General features: G+C 73.5%; 12 protein-coding genes. 11 read left to right on the top strand and 1 reads right to left on the bottom strand.

Going from position 1 to position 20,926, the window contains the following annotated elements; genetic code table 11:
* Positions 1-26: 26 nt before the first annotated feature.
* Together O7634_RS29340 and O7634_RS29335 are read left to right on the top strand one after the other, a co-directional pair.
* Positions 27-1,310 carry a phosphodiester glycosidase family protein gene (locus O7634_RS29340; RefSeq protein ID WP_278153374.1) on the top strand — a complete coding sequence of 428 codons (1,284 nt, stop codon included), beginning with the start codon at positions 27-29 and terminating at the stop codon, positions 1,308-1,310.
* A gap of 159 nt (positions 1,311-1,469) precedes the next feature.
* Positions 1,470-2,285, top strand: a complete 816-nt coding sequence (locus O7634_RS29335; protein WP_278153373.1) for an SAM-dependent methyltransferase — start codon at positions 1,470-1,472, stop codon at positions 2,283-2,285.
* Positions 2,286-2,552: 267 nt separating this feature from the next.
* Here the strand turns inward: O7634_RS29335 and O7634_RS29330 are convergent, their stop codons facing one another.
* Positions 2,553-3,800: an MFS transporter gene (locus tag O7634_RS29330; RefSeq protein WP_278153372.1), complete on the bottom strand. Its 1,248-nt coding sequence runs from the start codon at positions 3,798-3,800 to the stop codon at positions 2,553-2,555.
* A gap of 388 nt (positions 3,801-4,188) precedes the next feature.
* Between O7634_RS29330 and O7634_RS29325 the strand changes: the two genes are divergently transcribed.
* From O7634_RS29325 to O7634_RS29285, 9 genes are all read left to right on the top strand, one after another.
* Complete coding sequence (locus tag O7634_RS29325; protein WP_278153371.1) at positions 4,189-4,989, top strand: response regulator transcription factor; 801 nt, start codon at positions 4,189-4,191, stop codon at positions 4,987-4,989.
* Positions 4,990-4,994: 5 nt separating this feature from the next.
* The gene (locus O7634_RS29320) at positions 4,995-5,834 is read left to right on the top strand and encodes an aminoglycoside phosphotransferase family protein (RefSeq protein ID WP_278153370.1); all 840 of its coding nucleotides are present in this window, start codon (positions 4,995-4,997) and stop codon (positions 5,832-5,834) included.
* A 166-nt stretch (positions 5,835-6,000) separates the two neighbouring features.
* Complete coding sequence (locus O7634_RS29315; RefSeq protein ID WP_278153369.1) at positions 6,001-9,228, top strand: amino acid adenylation domain-containing protein; 3,228 nt, start codon at positions 6,001-6,003, stop codon at positions 9,226-9,228.
* Positions 9,221-11,473 carry a polyketide synthase gene (locus tag O7634_RS29310; RefSeq protein WP_278153368.1) on the top strand — a complete coding sequence of 751 codons (2,253 nt, stop codon included), beginning with the start codon at positions 9,221-9,223 and terminating at the stop codon, positions 11,471-11,473. The genes O7634_RS29315 and O7634_RS29310 overlap by 8 nt, the downstream gene beginning before the upstream one ends.
* Positions 11,473-11,739, top strand: coding sequence for a phosphopantetheine-binding protein (locus O7634_RS29305; RefSeq protein WP_278153367.1), 267 nt, complete (start codon positions 11,473-11,475; stop codon positions 11,737-11,739). The genes O7634_RS29310 and O7634_RS29305 overlap by 1 nt, the downstream gene beginning before the upstream one ends.
* Positions 11,739-15,152: an amino acid adenylation domain-containing protein gene (locus tag O7634_RS29300; protein ID WP_278153366.1), complete on the top strand. Its 3,414-nt coding sequence runs from the start codon at positions 11,739-11,741 to the stop codon at positions 15,150-15,152. Before O7634_RS29305 ends, O7634_RS29300 begins: the two co-directional genes overlap by 1 nt.
* A complete protein-coding gene (locus tag O7634_RS29295) occupies positions 15,149-18,025 on the top strand; it encodes a beta-ketoacyl synthase N-terminal-like domain-containing protein (protein ID WP_278153365.1) in 2,877 nt (958 codons plus the stop codon). The genes O7634_RS29300 and O7634_RS29295 overlap by 4 nt, the downstream gene beginning before the upstream one ends.
* A complete protein-coding gene (locus O7634_RS29290; RefSeq protein WP_278153364.1) occupies positions 18,022-20,025 on the top strand; it encodes an amino acid adenylation domain-containing protein in 2,004 nt (667 codons plus the stop codon). The genes O7634_RS29295 and O7634_RS29290 overlap by 4 nt, the downstream gene beginning before the upstream one ends.
* A gap of 611 nt (positions 20,026-20,636) precedes the next feature.
* Positions 20,637-20,897 (top strand): acyl carrier protein, encoded by a 261-nt coding sequence (locus tag O7634_RS29285; protein ID WP_278153363.1) that lies wholly within the window; start codon positions 20,637-20,639, stop codon positions 20,895-20,897.
* The last annotated feature ends 29 nt before the right edge of the window (positions 20,898-20,926 follow it).

Below are 20,926 nucleotides of genomic sequence, written 5' to 3'. Positions count from 1 at the left end.
TTCTCTCCGCACCGCAGGGTCAGCACATGACTGTTTGCACTCCTGGCCCGTCCGGGCTCCGCCGCGCGGGCGCGCTCGTCGCGGCCACGCTCGCCGCGGTGGCGCTCGGTGTCGTTCCGAGCGCCCGCGCCGACGCCGCTGCCGGCGCGCTGCCGATCGGCGACGCCGACCTGACGCAGGTGACCACCAGCCGCGCCCTGGCCGACGGCGTGACACTGACCCGGATCGTGCGGGGCACCGAGCCGGCGCCCGCCGACCAGATCAACACCACCACCCGCGGCCCCTGGGTGGTGAACGTGCTCACCATCGACCCGCGCCGGGCCCGGGGGCACCTGAAGGCGACGTACGGCGACAACCTCGGCCAGGTCGAGAAGACCACCGACCTGGTACGCGACGCCGGTGCGCTGGCCGGCGTGAACGCCTCCTTCTTCACCTTCACCGCGAACCCGCGGTACCCCGGCGACCCGGTGGGGTTGGGGCTCTACGGTGGCAAGCTCCTCGGCGAGCCGACCGCCGAGCCGGGCGAGGTCAACTTCGTCGTCGACGCCCACACCAACCGGGCGTTGACCGGCAAGCTGACCTGGTCCGGCAGTGTCCGCGACCGGCGCGGCCACGCCGTCCTGCCGTTGGAGTTCATCAACCACCCACCCGTCGTCCCGGCCGGCTGCGCCGCGCTGACCGACCAGACCACGTGCGCCGAGCCCGGTGACGTGGTCCGGTTCACGCCCGAGTTCGACGCGGCGACCCCGGCCGGCGCCGGTGTGGAGGTCGTCCTCGACCGGGCCGGTTGCGTGGTGCGGACCGCGACGACCCGCGGCACGACCCTCACCGAGGGCCAGACCTCGGTGCAGGCCACCGGACACGACACCGCCGCGCTGCTGGAGCTGACCGGGCATGGCTGCCTGGAGATGTCCTCGACCGTCACCGATCAGCAGGGACGCAAGCTCCCGCTGCGACCCGGGCTGTTCGGCGTGAACGGCAGGTACCCGTTGACCGCCAACGGTCAGATCGTCGTGCCCGACGGGGGCGGCGACAGCTTCTTCGCCCGTAACCCCCGCACCATCGCCGGCACCAGCCGGGACGGCACCATCATGCTCGCCACCATCGACGGCCGGCAGACCACGAGCGTCGGCACCACCCTCGCCGAGACGGCGGCCGTCGCCCAGGCGCTCGGCATGGACGACGCCATCAACCTCGACGGCGGCGGCTCCACCACGATGGCCGCCGAGGGCGGGCTGGTCAACCACCCCAGCGGCGCCGAGCGGGCGGTCGGTGACGCGCTGGTCTACGTGCCGGGCCGTTACCGCTGATCCCTACCCGCTGGACGTGGCTCGCGGGCCGGTCCGGGTGTCCCGGGCCGGTCCGTGGCCTCGCGCCACCCGCGATGGCATCGACGGTTCTCGTACTAGGCTGCGGCGTTACGGACGACCGCATCGGAGACGGCAGCGATGAGCGATCAGCAGACAGGCGTGGCGAGTTCCGCAGGTGGCCGGGCGACCTTCTCCCGCATGTACGACTATCTCCTCGGCGGTGTGCACAACTCCGAGGTCGACCGCGAGGCCGCTCGACAGCTCCTGCGGGCCTTCCCAGATGCCGTGGACACCGCGCGGTCCAATCGCCTGTTCCTGGCGCGTGCCGTGCGCACCCTGGCTGAGGCCGGTATTCGACAGTTCCTCGACCTGGGGTCCGGCATCCCCACCCAGGGCAACGTCCACGAGGTCGCCCAGGCGATCGACCCGGCGATCCGGGTGCTCTACGTCGACATCGATCCGACGGCAGTCGTCGCCTCCAACCAGATGCTCAGTGGCAATCCCACCTGTCACGCGATCGAAGCTGACCTGACGCGACCTCACCTGATCCTCGACGCGCTGACCGACGGCGACCCTTCGAGCGTGATCGACCTGAACCGGCCCACAGCGCTGCTGTACTGCTCGGTCCTCCAACTGGTTCCCAACGAGCTGATCCACGCTGTCGTCGCACCGATCCGCGACCGGCTCGTGCCCGGTAGCGCCCTGGTCATCTCCCACCCCGGCACGGCCGTGACCGACGGGTACGACGAATCGACGGTCTCCTCGGTCACCGAGGTCTACCGGACCAGGGCCGCCGCCGACATCGTTTTGCGATCGGATGCCGACATCGCCGCGCTCTTCGGCGACTTTGCCCTCATCGAGCCGGGACTCGTGTCACTCGACCAGTGGCGGCCCGAGGGCGGCGAGCCGGACCCCTACGCCGCCAAGCCACTGCCCTCGCCGATGCGCGGGGCGGTCGCGATCCGACCGGTCTGAGCGGTGGTGGGCCCATGCCATCCTGTGGTCGGATTCCGGCGTCTGACCAGCGGTCCTACTCTTGAGCCCAATCGGCGCGCGATGGCGTCAGGATCAGCGGTCGGCCGCGTACGACGGTGTCTTTCGGTCACTTTCGAAGGCGCTTACGTGCCTGTCCGCAGCTGATTGACCAGACGTGCCATCGCTGGTGCTGTCGAGCCAGCGGTGGTTGGTGCCGCTGTGCCATACCCGAACACCACGCGGCCGCCCGACACCACGCAGCACGCCTCACCTGGTGGCGACCGGGGCGGTCTCGCGGACCACCGTGACGGCACTGCGGTTGGCGGCCGGGATGATCAGCGCCGACGCGACCAGCGCGGCGCCGGCGATGCCCAGCCACCCCCAGAAGCCGAAGGCGATGACCAGGCCGGAGAGTGCCGCCGGGCCGATGATGTTCTGCGTGATCACGTGCAGGTCGAACGCCCCGAGGTACTCGCCCTGGGCGTGCTCGGGGGCGAGGCCGAACGCGAGCCCCCAGCCGGACGCGGCCTGCATCACCTCGGCCACGGACAGGACCAGCACGGCGACGACGATCGCCACGGACGCCAGGACGACGTTGCCGTCGAGCGCGGTCACCGCCAGGATTGCGCAGCCGCCGGCCAGCCAGTAACCGGAGCGCCGGGCGAGCCGACCGGCGCCCTGCACGGTGTCCGCGCCCCGGCTGGCGCGTACCTGGAACAGGATGACGAACGCGGTGTTGACGATCAGCAGCAGTGGGACCAGGAAGTGCGGCAGGTCGGTGCGGTTGAGCGCCCAGAGCGGCATCGTCACCAGGATGATGCTGACGTGCGAGGCGAGGATCGTCGAGACGCCGATCACCGCGAGGAAGCGCGGGTCGCGGACAGCGGCGAAGCGTTTGAAGCCCACCGGCGCGGGCCGCGGCGGCACGTCCGGCAGGCGGGTGACGAGCAGCGCGGCGCCGGCCATCAACGCGGCGGTGGTGAGGGGGATCAGCACGAGCAGCCGTTGGCTGAGGGCGGCGACGGCGGCCACGCCGATGCCGATGCTGAACCCGATGTTGAACACCGACCGCATCATCGCCTTGAGCTTCACCCGCTCCTCGGCGGGCACGAGATTGCCGATGAGAGCCCCGTTGGTCGGGCCGGTGCCGTACTCGACGAAGCCGACGGTGACCACCAGCGCGAAGAAGGCGGCCGCGCTGTCGACCAGGCTGTAGAGCCCGAACCCGACCGCCAGCGCGGCGAACAGGATGACGAGCAGCCGGCGGGCGCCCACCCGGTCGGCGATCACGCCGAACAGGACCGACGAGAGGAAGGCGGACAGGCCGGCGGCGGACAGGCCCAGGCCCACCTGCCGGGCGTCGAGCCCGACCCGCAGCGTGAAGTAGACCACGCTGCCGCTGAGGAACACTCCCTTGCCGATGGACTCGGCAAGTCGGATCGCGATCAGCTTCCTGCGGAGCGGGTCGGTCGGCACCAGGCCGGCGACAACGTCCGTCACTCGTGACAAGGGCATGGGTCAATCCTGGCGACGGCGGTGTCCGGTGGACAGGGCGTCAGGTGTAGCGCGGACGGGACGACGTCCCGGGGCGGCCGGGAAATTCCCCCATGGACTCCCGGGTCGGTGGCACCCGCGCGGCCCGTGAAAGGTCCGCTGTGGACGGCTTCGTCACTGCCAAAACGGAAACTTTGGTTCGGTTTTCCGATGCGTCAAAAGGCTGACCGAGCCCGTTCCCGGGATCACTTCTTGTGTTGTTCTGTTGGCCGTGAGTAGATGTTCATCACGACGCGGGGTCGGCGCTACCGCGGCGTTTCCCCGCGCGACTAAGACACCGCGGGCCGTTCGGACGGGGTGAGGTGGATTAATGGTCAGCGTTGGCTCGGCCTCGGAACTGACTCGGAACATGAGGCGGTGTCCGGATGACGTCACGGCGGCGACACAACCCGACGTGGTGACGGTGGTCCTGGCCGACGCTCAGCCGGTGGTGCGCAGGGGGCTGCACGCCCTGTTGTCGCCCTCGGCTGAGGTCGCCGTGACCGGAGAGGCGGCGTCCGCGCGGGAGGCGCTGGCACTCGCCACCGCCACCCGTCCCGACGTGCTCGTTCTCGACATCGAGCTGCCCGGGTTCCAGGTGGGGGTGACGATCCAGGAGATCGCCCGGGTGTCGCCCTCGACAGCGGTGCTGGTCTTCACCGCGGTGGAGGACGAACAGGCGATCCTCGCGGCCATGTGGGCGGGCGCGCGGGGCTACGTGCTCAAGAGCTGTCCGGGCGACGGCATCGTCCGGACGATCCGGGGCCTCGCCACGGGCGAGGTGATCCTCGGCCCCCGGGTGGCCGACAAGCTCATCCGGCAACTCAGTCGGGAGCCCCGCAACCAGCAGCTCTTCCCGGAGTTGACGGCCCGGGAGCGGGAGGTGCTGGAACTGATTGCCTCGGGCATGCGCAACGTGGCGATCGCCGCGAAGCTAAATCTGTCCCCGAAAACGGTCAGCAATCATATTTCCACCATCTTCAGCAAATTGAACGTGTCGGACCGGTACGAGGCGATCGAGGTGGCCCGCCGGGCCCGGTTGGGACGCGAGGGGCCGGCCGGCGCCCACGCGCCGGTGGTGCCCGGCGGCAGCGTCCTGCTGGCCGGCAGGCGCGGTGTCGTCGCCCCGGGCGCCGCCGTCTACGCGGGCGCGCGGTCGGTGCGGGGGTGAGCGGGATGGATCTCGACCTGGACGCCATCGCCGGCCGACTGGAGCCACGGTTCGGCCGGGCCGCGCGCCGCTGGGTGGGCACGCTGCGCCAGCGTCTCGACGACCTCGCCGAGCAGTGGGAGCTGACCCTCGGTGAGCCGGTCAAGTCCGGCAACTCCTCGGTGGTGTTCCGCTGCGTGGGCCCGTGCGGCGACGCCGTGCTCAAGTTGTCCCCGGACAGCTACGCCGTGCGGGAGGAGGTGGACATGCTGCGCCAGTTCGCCCCCAGCCGGCGGGTGCCGGCGGTTCTGGGATCGACCAAGGGCGCGGTGCTGCTCGAAGCGATCCACCCCGGCACCCTCGTGGAGAAGATGCCGCAGCCGCCCGCGCCGCGGGAGTACGCCGCCTTCCTCACCGACCTGCACGGCGCCGGTGACCCGGCCGCCGCCCCCCGCCAACTGACGGACTGGGTCGACGTGCTGTTCAACTCGGCGACGCGCCGGGGCGCCGACCTGACCGAGTCCAAGCGGCTGCGCGACGACCTGTTCGCGGTGCCCACCGACACCGTGCTGCTGCACGGGGACCTGCACCTCGGCAACGTGCTCAGCGGCGGAGAGAAGGGCCTCGTCGCGATCGACCCGATGGCGTGCGCCGGCGACCCCTGCTTCGACGCGGTGGACTACGTGCTGGAGGGTCTGGACCGCGCGGAGATGGTGCGCCGCCGTGACGAGCTGGCCGCCGCCGCCGGCATCGACGTGGGCCGGCTCGACACCTGGTGCCGGGTGACCGCCCCGATCGGCGCCACGTACGTCAGCAACCCCGTGCACTCCGCCGAGTTGGCGGCCTTCGGGCGCGGCGAGTACTGACCGACCGACCACCGCCCCGGTCCGCCGGCGATCCGCCCCGGGCCGGGGCCGCGCCGTGCCCGGGGACCGGCGTCGACGTGTCTCCAACGCGACCGGGAGCTTTTCCCTGCTGGGGCGGGAGAACGTGCTCTGCCGCGCGGGACGTGCCGGACCGCACGATCGGTGCATGGTTCGTACCGGTCGTGCTTCCTTCGCCCAGGAACGCCTCTACTTCCTCGATCAGCTCCAGCCCGGAAACCCGGCGTACGTGGTGGCGTTCGCGGTGCGCCTGCGCGGTGCGCTGCGACCCGAGGCGCTCGGCGCGGCGCTGACCCGGGTGGTCGCCCGGCACGACGCGCTGCGCACCACGTTCGCGGTGGTCGACGGCGTCCTCACCCAGCGGGTGTCTCCGACGCCCGGCGTGGACGTCGAGGTCCGCGCCGACGGGTGGGCCGACCAGGCCACGCGGGAGACCCACCTGCGGACGCTCGTCGCCGAGCAGGCCCGCCGGCCCTTCGACCTGGCCGCCGGGCCGGTGGTACGGGCCTTCCTGCGCTCCTGGGGCCCGGACGAGCACGGCCTCGCGGTGCTCGTGCACCACATCGCCTGTGACGGGTGGTCGGTGGGTCTGCTGCTGCGTGACCTGGCCGTCGAGTACAACGCCGAGGTGGCCGGCTCGGTCGCCGGGTACGACGAGCCGGCCGAGTCCTACCTGGCGTACGCCGAGCGGCAGCACGAGGCGTGGCGGCGGGACAGCTCGGGTCTCGACTTCTGGCGTACCGCGCTGGCCGACGCGCCACAACTGGCGTTGCCCACCGACTTCCCCCGCCCGAGCGTGCTCGGCACCGCCGGCGCGGTGCTGCGCCGCCCGGTCGAGCCGGAGCTGCTGCGGCGGCTGGGGGAGTGGGGGCGGGAGCGGGGCGCGACGCTGTTCGCGGTGACGCTCGCCGCGTACGCCTCGGTGCTGTCGCGGTACGCCCGCCAGGACGAGGTGGTGGTGGGTGTCCCGGTGGCGAACCGGCTGGACGACGCCGAGGAGCGCCTGGTCGGCTGCCTGGTCAACACGCTGCCGATCCGGCTCGACGTGTCCGGTCGGCCGGGTTTCGCCGAGCTGGTGGACCGGGCCCGACGGACCAGCATGGCGGCCTTCGCCAACCAGGACGTGCCGTTCGAGCAGATCGTGCGGGCCACGGTCGGGGAGCGGCAGCTCAGCCACGCGCCGCTGTTCCAGACCTCGCTGACGGTGCAGAACTTCCCGTTCGCGTTCCCCGAGTTCACCAGGGTACGGCTGACCGAGGTCGACGTCGAGATCGACGTCACCAAGTTCGACCTGGGCCTGACCCTGGACGTCTCCACCGACGTGCCGTTCCTGCGCGCCGAGTACAGCACCGAGCTGTTCACGGCGGAGACCGTGGAGACGCTGCTCACGCACTATGTGACGTTCCTGCTGTCGATAGTCGACGGGTCGGGACGGGAACCGTCGATGGTGAACGAGGCCGAGCGGTCGCTGCTCACCGAGGGGGTGAACCCGCCGCTCACGTCGGCGTCGGTCACCCACCCGTCGGTGCTGCGTCGCTTCGCCGGCCACGTGGCGGCGACCCCGGACGCGGTGGCCGTACGCCACCGGGACGTCGAGATCAGTTACGCCGAGCTGGACCGGTGGGCCGGTCGGATCGCGGCGGGGTTGGCCGAGCACGGGGTCCGCCCCGGCGTCCGGGTGGGACTGCTGCTCGGCCGCTCGCCGGCGGTCGTCGCGGCGATCCTCGGCGTGTGGAAGCTCGGCGGCGTCTACGTACCGCTGGACCCGGACTACCCGCGCCAGCGCCTCGAACTGATCGCCGCCAACGCCGGGATGGCGGTGCTCGTGGTGGAACCGGAGACCGCCGAGACGGGCGCCGCGCTCACCCGCGACAGCGGGACCGCGCTGGCCGACGCGCACACCCTCGACGGGGTCCGCGGGGGCGACGACACCTTTCCCGGGCCGGACGACCCGGCGTACGTCATCTACACCTCCGGCTCGACCGGCGTACCCAAGGGGGTGCTGGTCGGGCACGGCGGCCTGGACGCGCTGAACAGCCCGACCCCGGCGGGCCTCGACGTCACGGCGGCCGACGTGTGGCTGGCGGCCAGCTCGTTCTCGTTCGACGCCTCGGTCTGGGAGATGTGGGGCGCGCTGACCACCGGCGCCCGGCTGGTCATCGCCGAACGGATGGACCTGGTGGACCGGGAGCGGCTGGCCCGGCTCGTGCGTCGCGAAGCCGTCACCGTGCTGTTCCAGACCCCGGGCGCGCTGTACCGCCTGCTACCGCCCTACCTGCGGGCGCTGGACGCCGACGAGACCTCCCGCCTGCGCTACGTCGTCCTCGGCGGGGAGGCCCTGAGCTGGTCGCGGCTGGCGTCGCTGATCGCGGACGCGCCGGGCCTGCGGACGGTGTTCGTCAACATGTACGGCATCACCGAGGGCACCATCCACGTCACGATCTTCCAGGCGTCGGCCGCCGACGTGCCCCGGGTCCGCGAGAGCGCCATCGGCGTGCCGTTGCCCTCGGCGCGCTGCTACGTCCTCGACGAGGACCTGCGACCGACCGGGCTCAACGTGCCCGGCGAGCTGTACTGCGGCGGAGCGCTCGTCGCGCAGGGCTACCTGGACAACCCGGAGCTGACCGAGGCGCGGTTCCGGCCCGACCCGTACGGCGGCGGGGTCATGTACCGCACCGGTGACGTGGTGAAGTGGGGCCTCGACGGACGCATGGTGTACCTCGGGCGCAACGACACGCAGGTGCAACTGCGCGGCTACCGGGTCGAGTTGGCCGAGGTGGAGGGCGCCCTGCTCACCCACCCGGCGGTGCGGTCGTGCGCGGTCGCCGCCGAGGACGACGAGCTGGTCGCGTTCGTGGTCGACGGGCTCGGCCCGGACGCCGAGCAGGAGCTGCGGGCGCACCTGCGCGAGATACTGCCGGCGTACATGGTGCCGTCGCGGATCGTGACCGTCGCGACGATCCCGCTCACCGCGCACGGCAAGGTGGACCTTCCCCGCCTGCTGGCCGACAGCCGAGCGGCCCGGACGGCCACCGCGCCGCCGCCGACGCCCTCCGGTGTCGTCGGCACCGGTCTGGAGGAACGCATCCGGGCGTGCTGGGTCGAGGTGCTGCGGCGACCCGACGTCGGATTGCACGACAACTTCTTCGACCTGGGCGGCCACAGCTTCGCGCTGATCGCGCTCCACCAGCGGATGTCCGAGGAGGGGCTGGACGTCTCGGTGACCGACCTCTTCCGCGCCGGCACGATCGCCGCCTGCGCGGCGGCCCTCCAGCAGGCCGCACCCGTCGTCGCGGACGCCAACGCGACGCGACGTCGCCAGGGCCGCGCCCTGCTGGCCGACCGGCGGCGCAGCGTCGGAGCCGGCCGTGGCTGAGCTGGACGACAGCGCCGCCGTCGCGGTGGTCGGCATGGCCGTCCGGGTCCCCGGCGCCGACCGCGACCTGGACCTGTTCTGGCGACACGTCCGCGACGGCGTGGACGCGGTCACCTTCTTCACGCCGGAACAGCTCGTCGGTTGGGGCGTACCCAAGGACCTGCTGGACCGGCCGGGGTTCGTGCCGGCCCGGGCGGTCCTTCCCGACGCGGACCGCTTCGACCACCGGCTGTTCGGCTACTCGCCGTCGGACAGCGCCCTGATGGACCCCCAGCAGCGGGTCCTGCTGGAGTGCGCCTGGGCGGCCCTGGAACACGCCGGCCACCCGCCGGTCGCCGCCGACGGCAACCGGGTCGGCGTGTACGTCGGCACCGGGTTCAACGTCTACCTGCTGGACAACGTGTGGCCCAACGAGCGCGCGGTCGGGGCGGCCGGCGGCCTCGGTGTGATCATCGGGAGCGACAAGGACTTCGCCGCCACCCGGATCGCGTACAAGCTGAACCTCCAGGGTCCGGCGTTGACGCTCCAGACCGCCTGCTCGACCTCGCTCGTCGCGGTGCACCAGGCGGCGCAGGCGCTGCTCACCTACGACGCCGACGTGGCGCTGGCCGGCGCGGCCACCGTCGCCCCGCCGACGCGGCGCGGGCACCTGCACGAGCCCGGCGGCATCTTCTCCGCCGACGGTCGCTGCCGCGCCTTCGACGCCGCCGCCGACGGGACGGTGCCGGGCGACGGCGCGGGAGTGGTGGTGCTCAAACGCCTCACCGACGCGCTGCGCGACGGCGACACCGTGCACGCGGTGATCCGTGGCTCCGCCGTCAACAACGACGGCGCCCGCAAGGCCGGCTTCACCGCGCCCGGCCCCACCGGTCAGGCCGCCGTCATCGCCGCGGCGTTGGAGGTGGCCGGCGTCGATCCGGACACCGTCGGCCTGGTCGAGACACACGGCACCGGCACCGCGCTCGGCGACCCGATCGAGGTGGCGGCGCTGCGGCAGGTGTTCGACTCCACCCGCGCCGACCGGGCGCCCTGCGCGCTCGGGGCGGTCAAGTCGGTCGTCGGTCACCTGGACACCGCCGCCGGTGTGGTCGGTCTGATCAAGACGGTGCTGGCCCTGACGCACCGGACCATCCCGCCGATCGCCCACCTGCGGACGCCCAACCCGGCGATCCGGCTGGACGGCTCGGTGTTCGAGCTGCCGACGACCGCCCGACCCTGGACGCCTGTCGACGGCGTACGCCGGGCCGGGGTGAGCGCCTTCGGCATCGGCGGCACCAACGCCCACGTGGTGCTGGAGGAGGCCCCGTCGGCCCCACCCCGGCCCCGCCGGCACGTGCCGCAGCTCGTCCTGGTCTCCGCGAAGACCGCCGCGGCGGCGCAGGACAGCCTGGACCGGATCACCGCGTTCGCCGCCGGAACCGCGCCCGGTGACCTGGCCGACCTCGCGTACACGCTGCGGACCGGCCGCGCCGGGTTGCCGTGGCGGGCCGCCGTCCTGACCGGGGTGCCCGACGGGGAGGCCCGAATCCGCACTGTCGACGCGACGGCCCGGGCGCGCGGGGTGGCGCTGCACCTCACCGGAGCCGGTGCGGTGACCGGCAACCGGCCCAACTACGACGCGGACCCGGTGTACCGGCGGACCGTCGACGAGGGCGTCGCGCTGCTGCGGGGCCACGACCTCGCCGAGGGCGTCCGGGAACGCGGCGACCGCCTGCTGGCCTGCGTCGGCCTGACCCGGTCGCTGTGCAGCCGGGGCGTCACCCCGCGCGCCCTGGCCGGCGACGGTGTCGGCGCGGTGGCCGCCGCCGTCGTGGCCGGGGTGATGTCGCTCGCGGACGCGTTGGCGCTGCTGCGCGACGCCGACGGCCCCCGGGTCCGGCTGCACCCCGCCGCGCTGCCCCTGCACGTCGACGGGCGGCCCGACGACAGCGCCTTCTGGCGGGCCGCCGCCCGCCGCCCCCCGACGCCGACGCCGCCCCCCGACGTGCAGGGGCAGGTGCTCTGGATCGAGGTCGGCACCAGCGTCACACCGCACCTGGACGACCTGCCGCCGCTCCCCGCCAACCGGCACGCCCGCCTGCTGGCGACCGTCGGCGCGCTGTGGCAGTTGGGTCTCACCGACGCCTGGGACCCCGTGCACGACGCCGGCCGCCGCCGGCTGCCCGCCCCCACCTACCCCTTCGCGGCCACCCGGCACTACCTGGACGCACCCGGAGCCGACCCGACCACAGAGAGGCGACACTGATGCGCGACGTACACGACCGGACCTGGGTGGCCGGGTTCGACGAGCTGTGGATGGAGGTGCTCGGCGTCGACACCGTCGACGACGACGACGACTTCTTCGACCTCGGCGGTCACTCGCTCAGCGCGCTGCGGTTGAGCACCCTGATCCGCCAGGAGCTCAACCTCGCGGTGATGTTCGGCCACGTGCTGGAGAACCCCCGCCTCGCCGACCTGCGGAAGGTCGCGAGCGAGGTGCCGCTGGAGCGGCCCGTGGCGGAGACCGCCTGATGGTCGCCCCCGACCTCGCCGCCTGGGCGCCGCTCGCCGCACGGGTGCTCGGCAGCACCCCCGAGCAGGTCCGCGCGCTGGCCGCCACCGAGTCGTTCGTCGCCCTGGGCGGCACCTCGCTGCAGGCCATCGCCCTCGTCGCGCTGGGCCAGCGCGAGCTGCGGGCGGACGTGGACAGCGCCCGCCTGCTGTCGGCGCTGCCGCTGGCCCAGGCCCTCGCCGGCGCCGTGGACTTCGTCGACACCGCGCCACCCGTCGTCGCGCGCCGGCCCGCCGAGCGGGAGTTGCTGCCGGGCCAGCGGTCCATGCTGGCCGCGCACCTGCTGGAGCAGGACGCGCCGTACCACCTGATGTTCACTGTGCAGGCGGACGGGCCGCTCGACCCGGCCCGGGTCCGGGAGGCGCTGCGCGAGCTGACCACCCGGCACGAGGCGCTGCGGACCCGCTTCGTCAGCGAGCCCCGGCAGGCCCGGGTCGTGCTGCCCGCGCCCTACCAGCCGCGCCTGCTGCACCAGAGGCTGCCCGACGACGACGCGGTACGCGCCGTGCACGACCTGTACGGCCCGGCCGCCGCGCGGCTGCTGCGCCCGTTCGCCGAGCCGCCCGTGGTGTTCGTGCTGACCCGTACCGGCCGGCGCGACCTGCTCACCATGCTGGTGCACCACACGGTCAGCGACGGGTGGAGCATCGGGTTGTTCGCGCGGGAGTTCGCCGAGTGCTACGCCGGGGACGGCCCGGCCGGGGCGGCCCCGTCGCCGGACTGGGTCGGCACCCGGCTCGCGGCGCAGGAGTCGTCCGGCGCGCTGGGGGCCGCGCTGACCCGGGTCACCGCGCGGCTGGACGGCGCGCCGTGGACGGTGACGCTCCCCACCGACCTGCCGCCGGTCGCCGAGGCCGACGGGCGCGGCGCCCGGCTGGGCTTCCACCTCGACGAGGCGGCGGCGGAGGCGACCACCGGGTTGGCCCGACAGTGCGGGGTGACCGTCACGTCGGTGGCCCTGGCGGCGTGGGCGTTGACGGTGTCCCGTCGCGCCGGTCTGGACGACCTGGTGCTCGGGGTGCCGGCGGCGGGCCGGTTCGAGGCGGGCATGGACCGCCTGCTGGGCCTCTGCACCCGTGTCGTCCCGGTGCGCTGCGCGGTGACCGACGACCGTACCGTCCGGGAGTTCGTCCGCTCGGTCGCCGACGCCCTGGCGGCGGCCGTCGCCGACGCCGACGTGCCGTTCGAGCGGGTCGTCGCCGCCCTGGGCGCCGGCGCCGACCCGGGCCGCAACCCGCTGGCCCAGCTCGGTTTCGCCGCCCACCACGAGCTGGTGCCCGACGAGCTGGTGGTGGGTGACCGAACCTGGCGGCTGCACGAGGGACACTGCGGCGGCGCGGTGTTCGACGCGCTGCTCTACCTCCAGTCCTGGTCGGGTCGCCCCCGGTTCGCGCTGGAGTACGCGACGGCGCTGCTGACCGCCGCCGACGCCGGGGAGTTGGTCGAGTCGTTCCAGGCGGCGGTGCGGGAGCTGGCCGCCGACCCGGACGCGCCGCTGCGGCAGGTCAGCACGCTCTCGGCGGGTCAACACGCCCGGCTGCGCGAGCTGGGCGCGGGCGGGGCGTACGACACGGCCGACGACGTGTGGCACCGGTTCGCGGCGTACGCGGAGACCTCGGGCGAGCGGACCGCGCTCGTCGACGCGCACACCGGGCTGACGCTCACCTACCGTGACCTGCACGACGCCGCGGTCGAGCAGTCCCGGCTGCTGCACGCGCACGGGGTACGTGCCGGTGACGCGGTGCTCCTGGAGCTGCCCCGCTCGGCCGCCGAGGCGGTGGCGGTGCTCGGTGTGCTGCGGCTCGGCGCGCACTACGTGGCCGTCGACCAGCACGCCACCGCCGAGTGGCGTACGCATCTGGCGGCGACCGTCGCAGCGCGGACCCGCCTCGGTGTGGGCGAGCCCTGGCCGGGCGTCGTGGACTGCCCGCTGGTCGACCCGCGGACGCCGGTCGGGTCGGACCCGGTCCCGGCGGCGTCGAGCGACCCGGCGCGCACCGCGTACGTCTCCTTCACCTCCGGCTCGACGGGGGTGCCCAAGGGCGTGGTCGTGCCGCACCGGGCGGTGCTGCGACTTTCCGACGACCCGGGCCTGTTCGTCGACCGGCCCGGCATGCGGATGCTGCGGCTGTCCCCGCTGGCGTTCGACGCGTCCACACTGGAGCTGCTGGTGCCGCTGGCCACCGGCGACACGGTGGTGGTCTTCCCGCCGCAGGACCCGACGCCACGCGCGCTGGCCGACGTCCTGAGCGCCGCCGGGGTCACCCACGCCTGGCTGACCTCGGGCGTGTTCCACCTGGTCGCCGACCACCGTCCGGACGCGTTCGCCGGGCTGCGGCAGCTCTTCACCGGCGGGGGAGTGGTGTCACCGCCGCACGTCCGCCAGGTGCTGCGGGCCTGCCGGGGTCTGCGCCTGACCAACGGGTACGGCCCCACCGAGAACACCACCTTCACCACGACGTACTCCGTCGAGCACGCCGACGCGACACCCGACCCGCTGCCGATCGGCGGCCCGGTGCACGGCACCGACCTGTCCGTCGTCGACGCGTCCGGTCGCCTCGTCCCACCGGGCGCGGTCGGCGAGCTGCTGGCCGGCGGCGTCGGCCTGGCCGACGGCTACCTGGGCGACCCGGCGAGGACGGACGCCTCCTTCGTCCGCCACGACGGCGAACGTCGTTACCGCACCGGGGACCTGGTGCGCTGGAGCGCCGACGGCCAGCTGCGCTTCCTGGGCCGCAACGACCGTCAGGTGAAGATCGCCGGACACCGGGTGGAACCCGTCGACGTCGAGCGCCGGTTGCGGGCGCAGCCGGGTGTCCGCGACGCGGTGGTGTTCCCCACCGGTGACCCGGCGACCGGCGTACGCCTCTGCGCGGCGCTCAAGCCCGACCCGGACGGCGTCGACGTGGCCGCCGTGCGCCGCGCGGTGGAGCCGGAGCTGGCCCCCTACGCCCGGCCGCAGCAGTGGGTGACGGTGGCCGAGTTCCCACTGGACCGCAACGGCAAGGTCGACCTGCGGGCGCTGGCCGCGCTGGCCCGACCGACACCGCCGCCGGAGACCACTGCCGCGCCGCCGGAGACCACCGCCGCGCCGGCCCGGGTGCCGGCCCAGCGCTCGGCGTCGCTGGCCGAGTTCGAGGAGCTGGTGACGGACGCCTGGGTGGAGGCGCTGGGCACCGACGACTTCGACGTCGACGAGGCGTTCTTCGACGTCGGCGGCGAGTCGTTACGCCTGGCGATCGTGCGCCGGCTGCTCCAGCAGCGGCTGGCCGGCCGGACCATCCCGCTCACCGACCTGTACCGCTTCCCGACCGTCCAGACGTTGGCCCGGCATCTGTACGCACAGACCGAGAGAGCAGGCGCACCCTCATGAACGGCGACATCGCGATCGTCGGCCTGGCCGGGCGGTTCCCCGGCGCGGCCGACGTCTGGGAGTACTGGTCGAACATCGTGGCCGGCAAGACCACTGTCAGCGCGTTGACCCGGGGCGAGCTGCTGGCCGCCGGGGTGCCCGCCGACCGGCTCGACGACCCGGCGTACGTGCCGGCGCGCGGCGTCCTGGCCGACCCGGAGCTGTTCGACGCGGCCTTCTTCGGCATCACGCCGAGGGAGGCGGAGACGATGGACCCGCAGCACCGGCTGCTGATGCAGACGGCGTGGGCCGCGCTGGAGTCGGCGGGGCTCGCCACCGATCGCCCGTTCGGCCGGGTCGGCGTCTTCGCCGGGGCCGGGTTCAACTACTACGCGCTGCGGCACGTGTTCGCCCAGCCGGACGTGGTCGAGTCGCAGGGCCTGCTGTCGGTGGTGCTGGGCAACGAGAAGGACCACCTGGCCGCGAAGATCGCGTACCGGCTGGACCTGGGCGGGCCCGCCATCACCGTGCAGACCGCCTGCTCGACGTCGCTGGTGGCGGTGCACCTGGCCGTCCAGAGCCTGCTCGCCGGCGACTCGGACGTGGCGCTCGCCGGCGGCGCCTGCGTGGCCGTTCCCCAACAGGCCGGTTACCTCTACGAGACGAAGGGCATCATGTCGCCGGACGGCACGTGCCGGCCCTTCGACGCCTCGGCCGACGGCACCGTGCCCGGCAACGGGGTCGCCCTGGTGGTGCTCAAACGCGTCGAGGACGCCCGCCGGGACGGGGACACGGTGTACGCGGTGATCAAGGGCTCGGCGGTGAACAACGACGGCGGGATGAAGGTCGGCTACACCGCGCCGGGCATCGCCGGGCAGGTCGACGTCCTGACCCGCGCGTACGCCGCCGCCGGGATCGACCCGGCGACGGTGGGCTACCTGGAGGCGCACGGCACCGCCACCGCTGTCGGCGACGCTATCGAGCTGGCCGCGCTGGCCGAGGTGTTCGGACGCGGCGAGCGGCAGTGTTCGATCGGTTCGGTCAAGGCCAATGTCGGGCACCTCGACGCCGCGGCCGGTGTCGCCGGTCTCATCAAGGCCGCGCTGGCCCTGCACTTCCGGCAGATCCCGCCGCTCGCCGGCCTGAAACAGGCCCGACCCGAGCTGCTGGACACCGCGACGTCGTTCACCGTGGACACCGTCGCCCGTCCGTGGGAGACCGCCGGAGGTCCGCGCCGGGCGGCGGTCAGCGCCTTCGGGCTGGGCGGCACCAACGCCCACGTGGTGCTGGAGGAGGCCGACGGGCCGGTCCCGCCGGACCCGTCGGGAGGCGACGGCCCCGCCGAGCTGATCGTGCTGTCCGCGCGGACCCCGGAAGCGGTCCGCGCGGCCGCCGAGCAGGTGCACGAGTACGTGCGGCAACACCCCGACCTGTCCGTGCGGGACGTCGCGGTGACGACGCAGACGTACCGCCGGCACTTCCCGCACCGGTTGGCGGTGGCCGCGCGGGACGTCCCGGCGACGCTGGCCGGGCTGCGCCGGGCGCGGGCGCGCGCGGCGGCCCGCCGACCCCGGGTGGTGTTCCTCTTTCCCGGGCAGGGTGCCGAGTTTCCCGCCATGGCGCGCGGCGTCTACGACCACTACCCGTCGGTGCGGGCCGACCTCGACCACGGGGCGGAGCTGCTGGCCCCGATCCTCGGTCTGGACGTGCGCGACGTCCTCGTCGACGACGACCCGCACGGGGTCGTGCACCGCACCGACGTCACCCAGCCGGCCCTGGCCCTGTACGAGGTGGCGCTCGGCCGGCTGCTGCTGTCGTGGGGTGTCCGCCCGGCGGCGCTGGTCGGCCACTCGGTCGGTGAGTTCCCGGCCGCCGCGCTCGCCGGCGAGCTGGCCGACGACGACATGCTGCGCCTGGTCGCCACCCGGGGTCGGCTCATGCAGGACGCCCCGGAGGGTCACCTGCTGGTCGTGCTGGCCGGGCCACGCACCGTGCGGGAGCACCTCGCGGGACTGGACGCCCTGGACATCGCCGCCCACAACGCGCCGGAGATCACCGTCGTGGCCGGACCGCCGGCCCCGCTCGCGGCGTTCCGCGGACGCCTGGACGCGGCCGGGGTGCCCTGTCGGGCGCTGCCCGCGCGGCGCGCCTTCCACACCCGGATGATGGCCGACGCGGCCCGGCTGCTCGGCGTCGAGGCCGACCGAGTGCCCCGTCGACCCCGTACCGTCCCGGTCGTCAGCAGCCTCGACGGCACGCTGCTCGACACCGGTCGGGCGCGGGCCGATGGCTACTGGGCGGCGCAACTGCGCAGCCCGGTGCGCTACCACGACGCCCTGTTGACCGCGCTGGAGCTGCCCGATCCCGTGCTGGTAGAGGTCGGTCCCGGCACGACGCTGACCGGCATGGCCCGGCAGACGCCGCAGGGACGGACCGTGCCCGGGTTCGCCGTGCAGCCGCGACCGACGCCGCGGGCGGACGCCGCCGACGTGCTCACCGGTCTCGGTGGACTGTGGACGGCCGGGGTGCCGGTGGACTGGCCGGCGGTGCGCGGCGACGTCCCGGCGCGGCGGGTCGCGCTGCCCACCTATCCGTTCGCCCGTACCCGGCACTGGCTGGAGGCGACCCCACCACCGGCCCCGCCGACCGCGGAGCCGTCTCCCGCCGCCGCCGGGGAGAGCACAGTGGTGGACGAGATCGTGGAGCTGTGGGGCCGGCTGCTCGGCGCGCCCGACATCGGACCGGACACCGACTTCTTCACCGTCGGAGGCGAGTCGCTGCTGTTCATCCGCATGGTCAACCAGGTGCAGCGCCGCTTCGCCGTCCGCATCCCGATGGAGAAGCTGTCCGCGCGGCCCACGCCGCGCGCCCTGGCCGAGCTGGTGACGGCATGACCGACCACGCCGACCTGGCCCACACGGCGGCGGTGGTGGCGGTGCTCGCGCACCGCCTCTCCGGCGCGACGTCGGTGGCGGTGCGCGGCCCGCGCGGCGACCACACGGTGCGCGTGCGCCCGGACCACACGGCGACCGAGGTACGCGCGCAGACGCGGCTGCCGTCGGTCGAGCCGTCCCGGGTGGACGTGGTGCTGGGGAGACCCGCTCCGCCGGGCGGTGCGGCGGCCACCGTGGGGAAGGTGCCGGTCTGGTTCGCCGGCGACCACTGGGACGCCACCCACCTCCAGGAACGACTGGACACCCTGAGTGGGTGGCTGACCGCCCACCCGGACCGCCCGGTGCGCGACGCGGTGCTCGTCGGTCCGCGGGAGCGGGCCACGCTGCTCGGCTTCAACCCCGCGCCGGTCCCGGCCCCGCGCACACCGGTGCACGAGGCGATCTGCCGCCAGGCCGAGCGCACCCCGGAGGCCGTCGCGCTGCGCGGTGGGGGACGCGACCGCAGCTACCGGGAGCTGCTCGACGAGGCGGCGGCGGTGGCCGGGCGACTGCGCGCCGAGGGCGTCGGTCCGGGCACCGTCGTCGCCCTGTGCGCCGAGCGGAGCCCGGAGATGGTCGTCGCGGTGCTCGGTGTCCTGCTGGCCGGAGCGGCGTACCTGCCGCTGGACCCGGCACACCCCCGGGCACGGCTGGACCTGATGCTCACCACCGCCGACGCGGTGCTGGCGCTCGCGGACCGGGCGGGCCGGGCCGCGCTGGGCGCCGGTGGCGTACCGGCTGTCCCACTGCGCCCACTGGCCGGTGCCGACCTGCCCGGCACGCCCGTCGACTGGCGTGCCTACCGCGCGCCGCGGGAGGTGGTGGACGGGCTGTCGTACGTCATCTTCACCTCCGGGTCGACCGGGGCGCCGAAGGGTGTGCAGATGACCCACCTGTCGCTGGCCAACCGGCTGGCGTGGATGCAGGAGGAGTACCGCATCGGCCCCGGTGACGTGGTGCTGCAGAAGACGCCGTACACCTTCGACGTGTCGGTGTGGGAGCTGTTCTGGGCCTTCCTGGCCGGCGCGACGCTCGTCACGGCCGAGGCCCAGGCGCACCGCGACCCGCAGGAGATGGCCGCCGTCATCGCCCGCGAGGCGGTGACCACGGTGCACTTCGTGCCGTCCATGCTCGCCCTGTTCGTCGAGGAGCCCGGCGTCGCCGGGTGCGCCGCCCTGCGCCGGGTGATCTGTAGTGGGGAGGCCCTGCCGCCGAAGCTCGTCAACAAGCTCACCGCCACCCTGCCGGCGGTGCGGGTGGACAACCTGTACGGCCCCACCGAGGCCGCCATCGACGTCACCGCCTGGCCGTGCCGCCGCCCCGAGCCGGACCCCACCGTCCCGATCGGTCGGCCGATCACCAACGTGTCGGCGTACGTCCTGGACGACACCGGAGGGCTCGCCCCGCTGGGCGTACCCGGGGAGCTGGTGGTCGGCGGCGACTGCCTGGCCCGGGGGTACGCCGGACGGCCCGACCTGACCGCCGAGCGGTTCGTCACGGTGCACGTCGCCGGGCGTCCGCAGCGGGTGTACCGCACCGGAGACCTGGCGTGGTGGTCACCGCAGGGTCACCTGAACTACGGCGGGCGCATCGACACCCAGGTGAAGATCCGTGGGCAGCGGGTCGAACTCGGCGAGATCGAGTCGGTGCTCAACGGGCATCCGCTCGTCGCGAACAGCGCGGTGCTGCTCCGCGACGACCTGGGCGCGGCGCCGACCCTGGTGGCGTACGTGGTGACCGAGCGGCACGCCGACGTGCCGACCGAGGCGGCGCTGCGGGCGTTCCTGGCCGAGCGGCTTCCCGACCACATGGTGCCGCCGCGCTACGTGCCGCTGCCCGAGATGCCGGCCACCGCGAACGGCAAGGTCGACCGCAGGGCGCTGCCCGCACCGCCGGCCCGAATCCGCCGGCCGGTACGGGCCGGGTCGCCAGCGGGCGGCGCGACCGGCTCGTCGACCTGAGTTGTTCGAGGCAGGCATCGGTCCCGGCCCGCAGGGCGCCCTCGACCAACAGCGCCTCATTTATCGATACCCTCGGGTGGCCCGGTGCCGACAGGTCTGTCAATGCCGCCGCAAATAATTTGCAGCCGACCGGCTGGGCGTTTCCCGCCACCGCGAGAGGGTGGGCGCCGTCGTTCATCCGTTCGTTTGAGGTAATCGGCCGGTTCTCCTGATTGGTGAGTTGGATGATCGCCGATGTGCGGAATTCGCCGCAGGCGTGTCCACCATTCGGTGCCTGCTCACGCGGTTGTGGCGGCCCCGACGACAATGGACAAGGCGATATCGAAGATTCGTAAATTTGCAGCGTGCGGTATGGCGCGGGCATTCTGCCGGTGGAACCTGGGCGCCCGCGCGTGGCGACGTTGTCCGGTTGACACCAACTACGATGTCTGTGAATATGTCTTCGCCGCGGTGAACCCGTGGTTACGGGGGTTTGGCGCTTCTACGACATCGCGCGACGCGGCGTTCCGGGGGGACCCCGCCTATTGTGCGTAATCGTCTCGGTCGCCCTGCCTGCGTATCTGTTGGGTCGACGCCGACACGTGGGCGTGCCGCGCACCTGGGAGAACATGATGGAGCTTGACCTGCGACGGCTGACGCAGTTGATGGTCGAATTCGGGGATCGCGACGCCACTGTCGACGTGGACCTCAGCGGCGACGTCGGCGACTGCTCGTTCGAGAGCCTCGGGTTCGACTCCCTCGCCCTGTTCAACACGTTCGCCCGCATCGAGCAGGACTACGGCGTGTCGCTTCCACTGGACTCGGTGCTCGCCGCCGGGACACCCAACGAACTGCTCCGGCTGACGAACGCGCAGCTGAGCCACCACAGCTGAGCGGAGGCTGGCCGGGGCTGGCACTCAAC

The sequence above is a fragment of the Micromonospora sp. WMMD1120 genome (assembly GCF_029626235.1).
Taxonomy (GTDB): domain Bacteria; phylum Actinomycetota; class Actinomycetes; order Mycobacteriales; family Micromonosporaceae; genus Micromonospora.
This window is presented reverse-complemented; position numbering and strand designations above follow the sequence as displayed.

What these genes read in the sequence shown, in the direction of transcription:
- O7634_RS29315 (WP_278153369.1), top strand. Translation starts at nt 6,001, where the DNA reads ATGGTTCGTACCGGTCGTGCTTCCTTCGCCCAGGAACGCCTCTACTTC.
- O7634_RS29295 (WP_278153365.1), top strand. Translation starts at nt 15,149, where the DNA reads ATGAACGGCGACATCGCGATCGTCGGCCTGGCCGGGCGGTTCCCCGGC.
- O7634_RS29300 (WP_278153366.1), top strand. Translation starts at nt 11,739, where the DNA reads ATGGTCGCCCCCGACCTCGCCGCCTGGGCGCCGCTCGCCGCACGGGTG.
- O7634_RS29290 (WP_278153364.1), top strand. Translation starts at nt 18,022, where the DNA reads ATGACCGACCACGCCGACCTGGCCCACACGGCGGCGGTGGTGGCGGTG.
- O7634_RS29340 (WP_278153374.1), top strand. Translation starts at nt 27, where the DNA reads ATGACTGTTTGCACTCCTGGCCCGTCCGGGCTCCGCCGCGCGGGCGCG.
- O7634_RS29330 (WP_278153372.1), bottom strand. Translation starts at nt 3,800, where the DNA reads ATGCCCTTGTCACGAGTGACGGACGTTGTCGCCGGCCTGGTGCCGACC.
- O7634_RS29320 (WP_278153370.1), top strand. Translation starts at nt 4,995, where the DNA reads ATGGATCTCGACCTGGACGCCATCGCCGGCCGACTGGAGCCACGGTTC.
- O7634_RS29325 (WP_278153371.1), top strand. Translation starts at nt 4,189, where the DNA reads ATGAGGCGGTGTCCGGATGACGTCACGGCGGCGACACAACCCGACGTG.
- O7634_RS29305 (WP_278153367.1), top strand. Translation starts at nt 11,473, where the DNA reads ATGCGCGACGTACACGACCGGACCTGGGTGGCCGGGTTCGACGAGCTG.
- O7634_RS29285 (WP_278153363.1), top strand. Translation starts at nt 20,637, where the DNA reads ATGGAGCTTGACCTGCGACGGCTGACGCAGTTGATGGTCGAATTCGGG.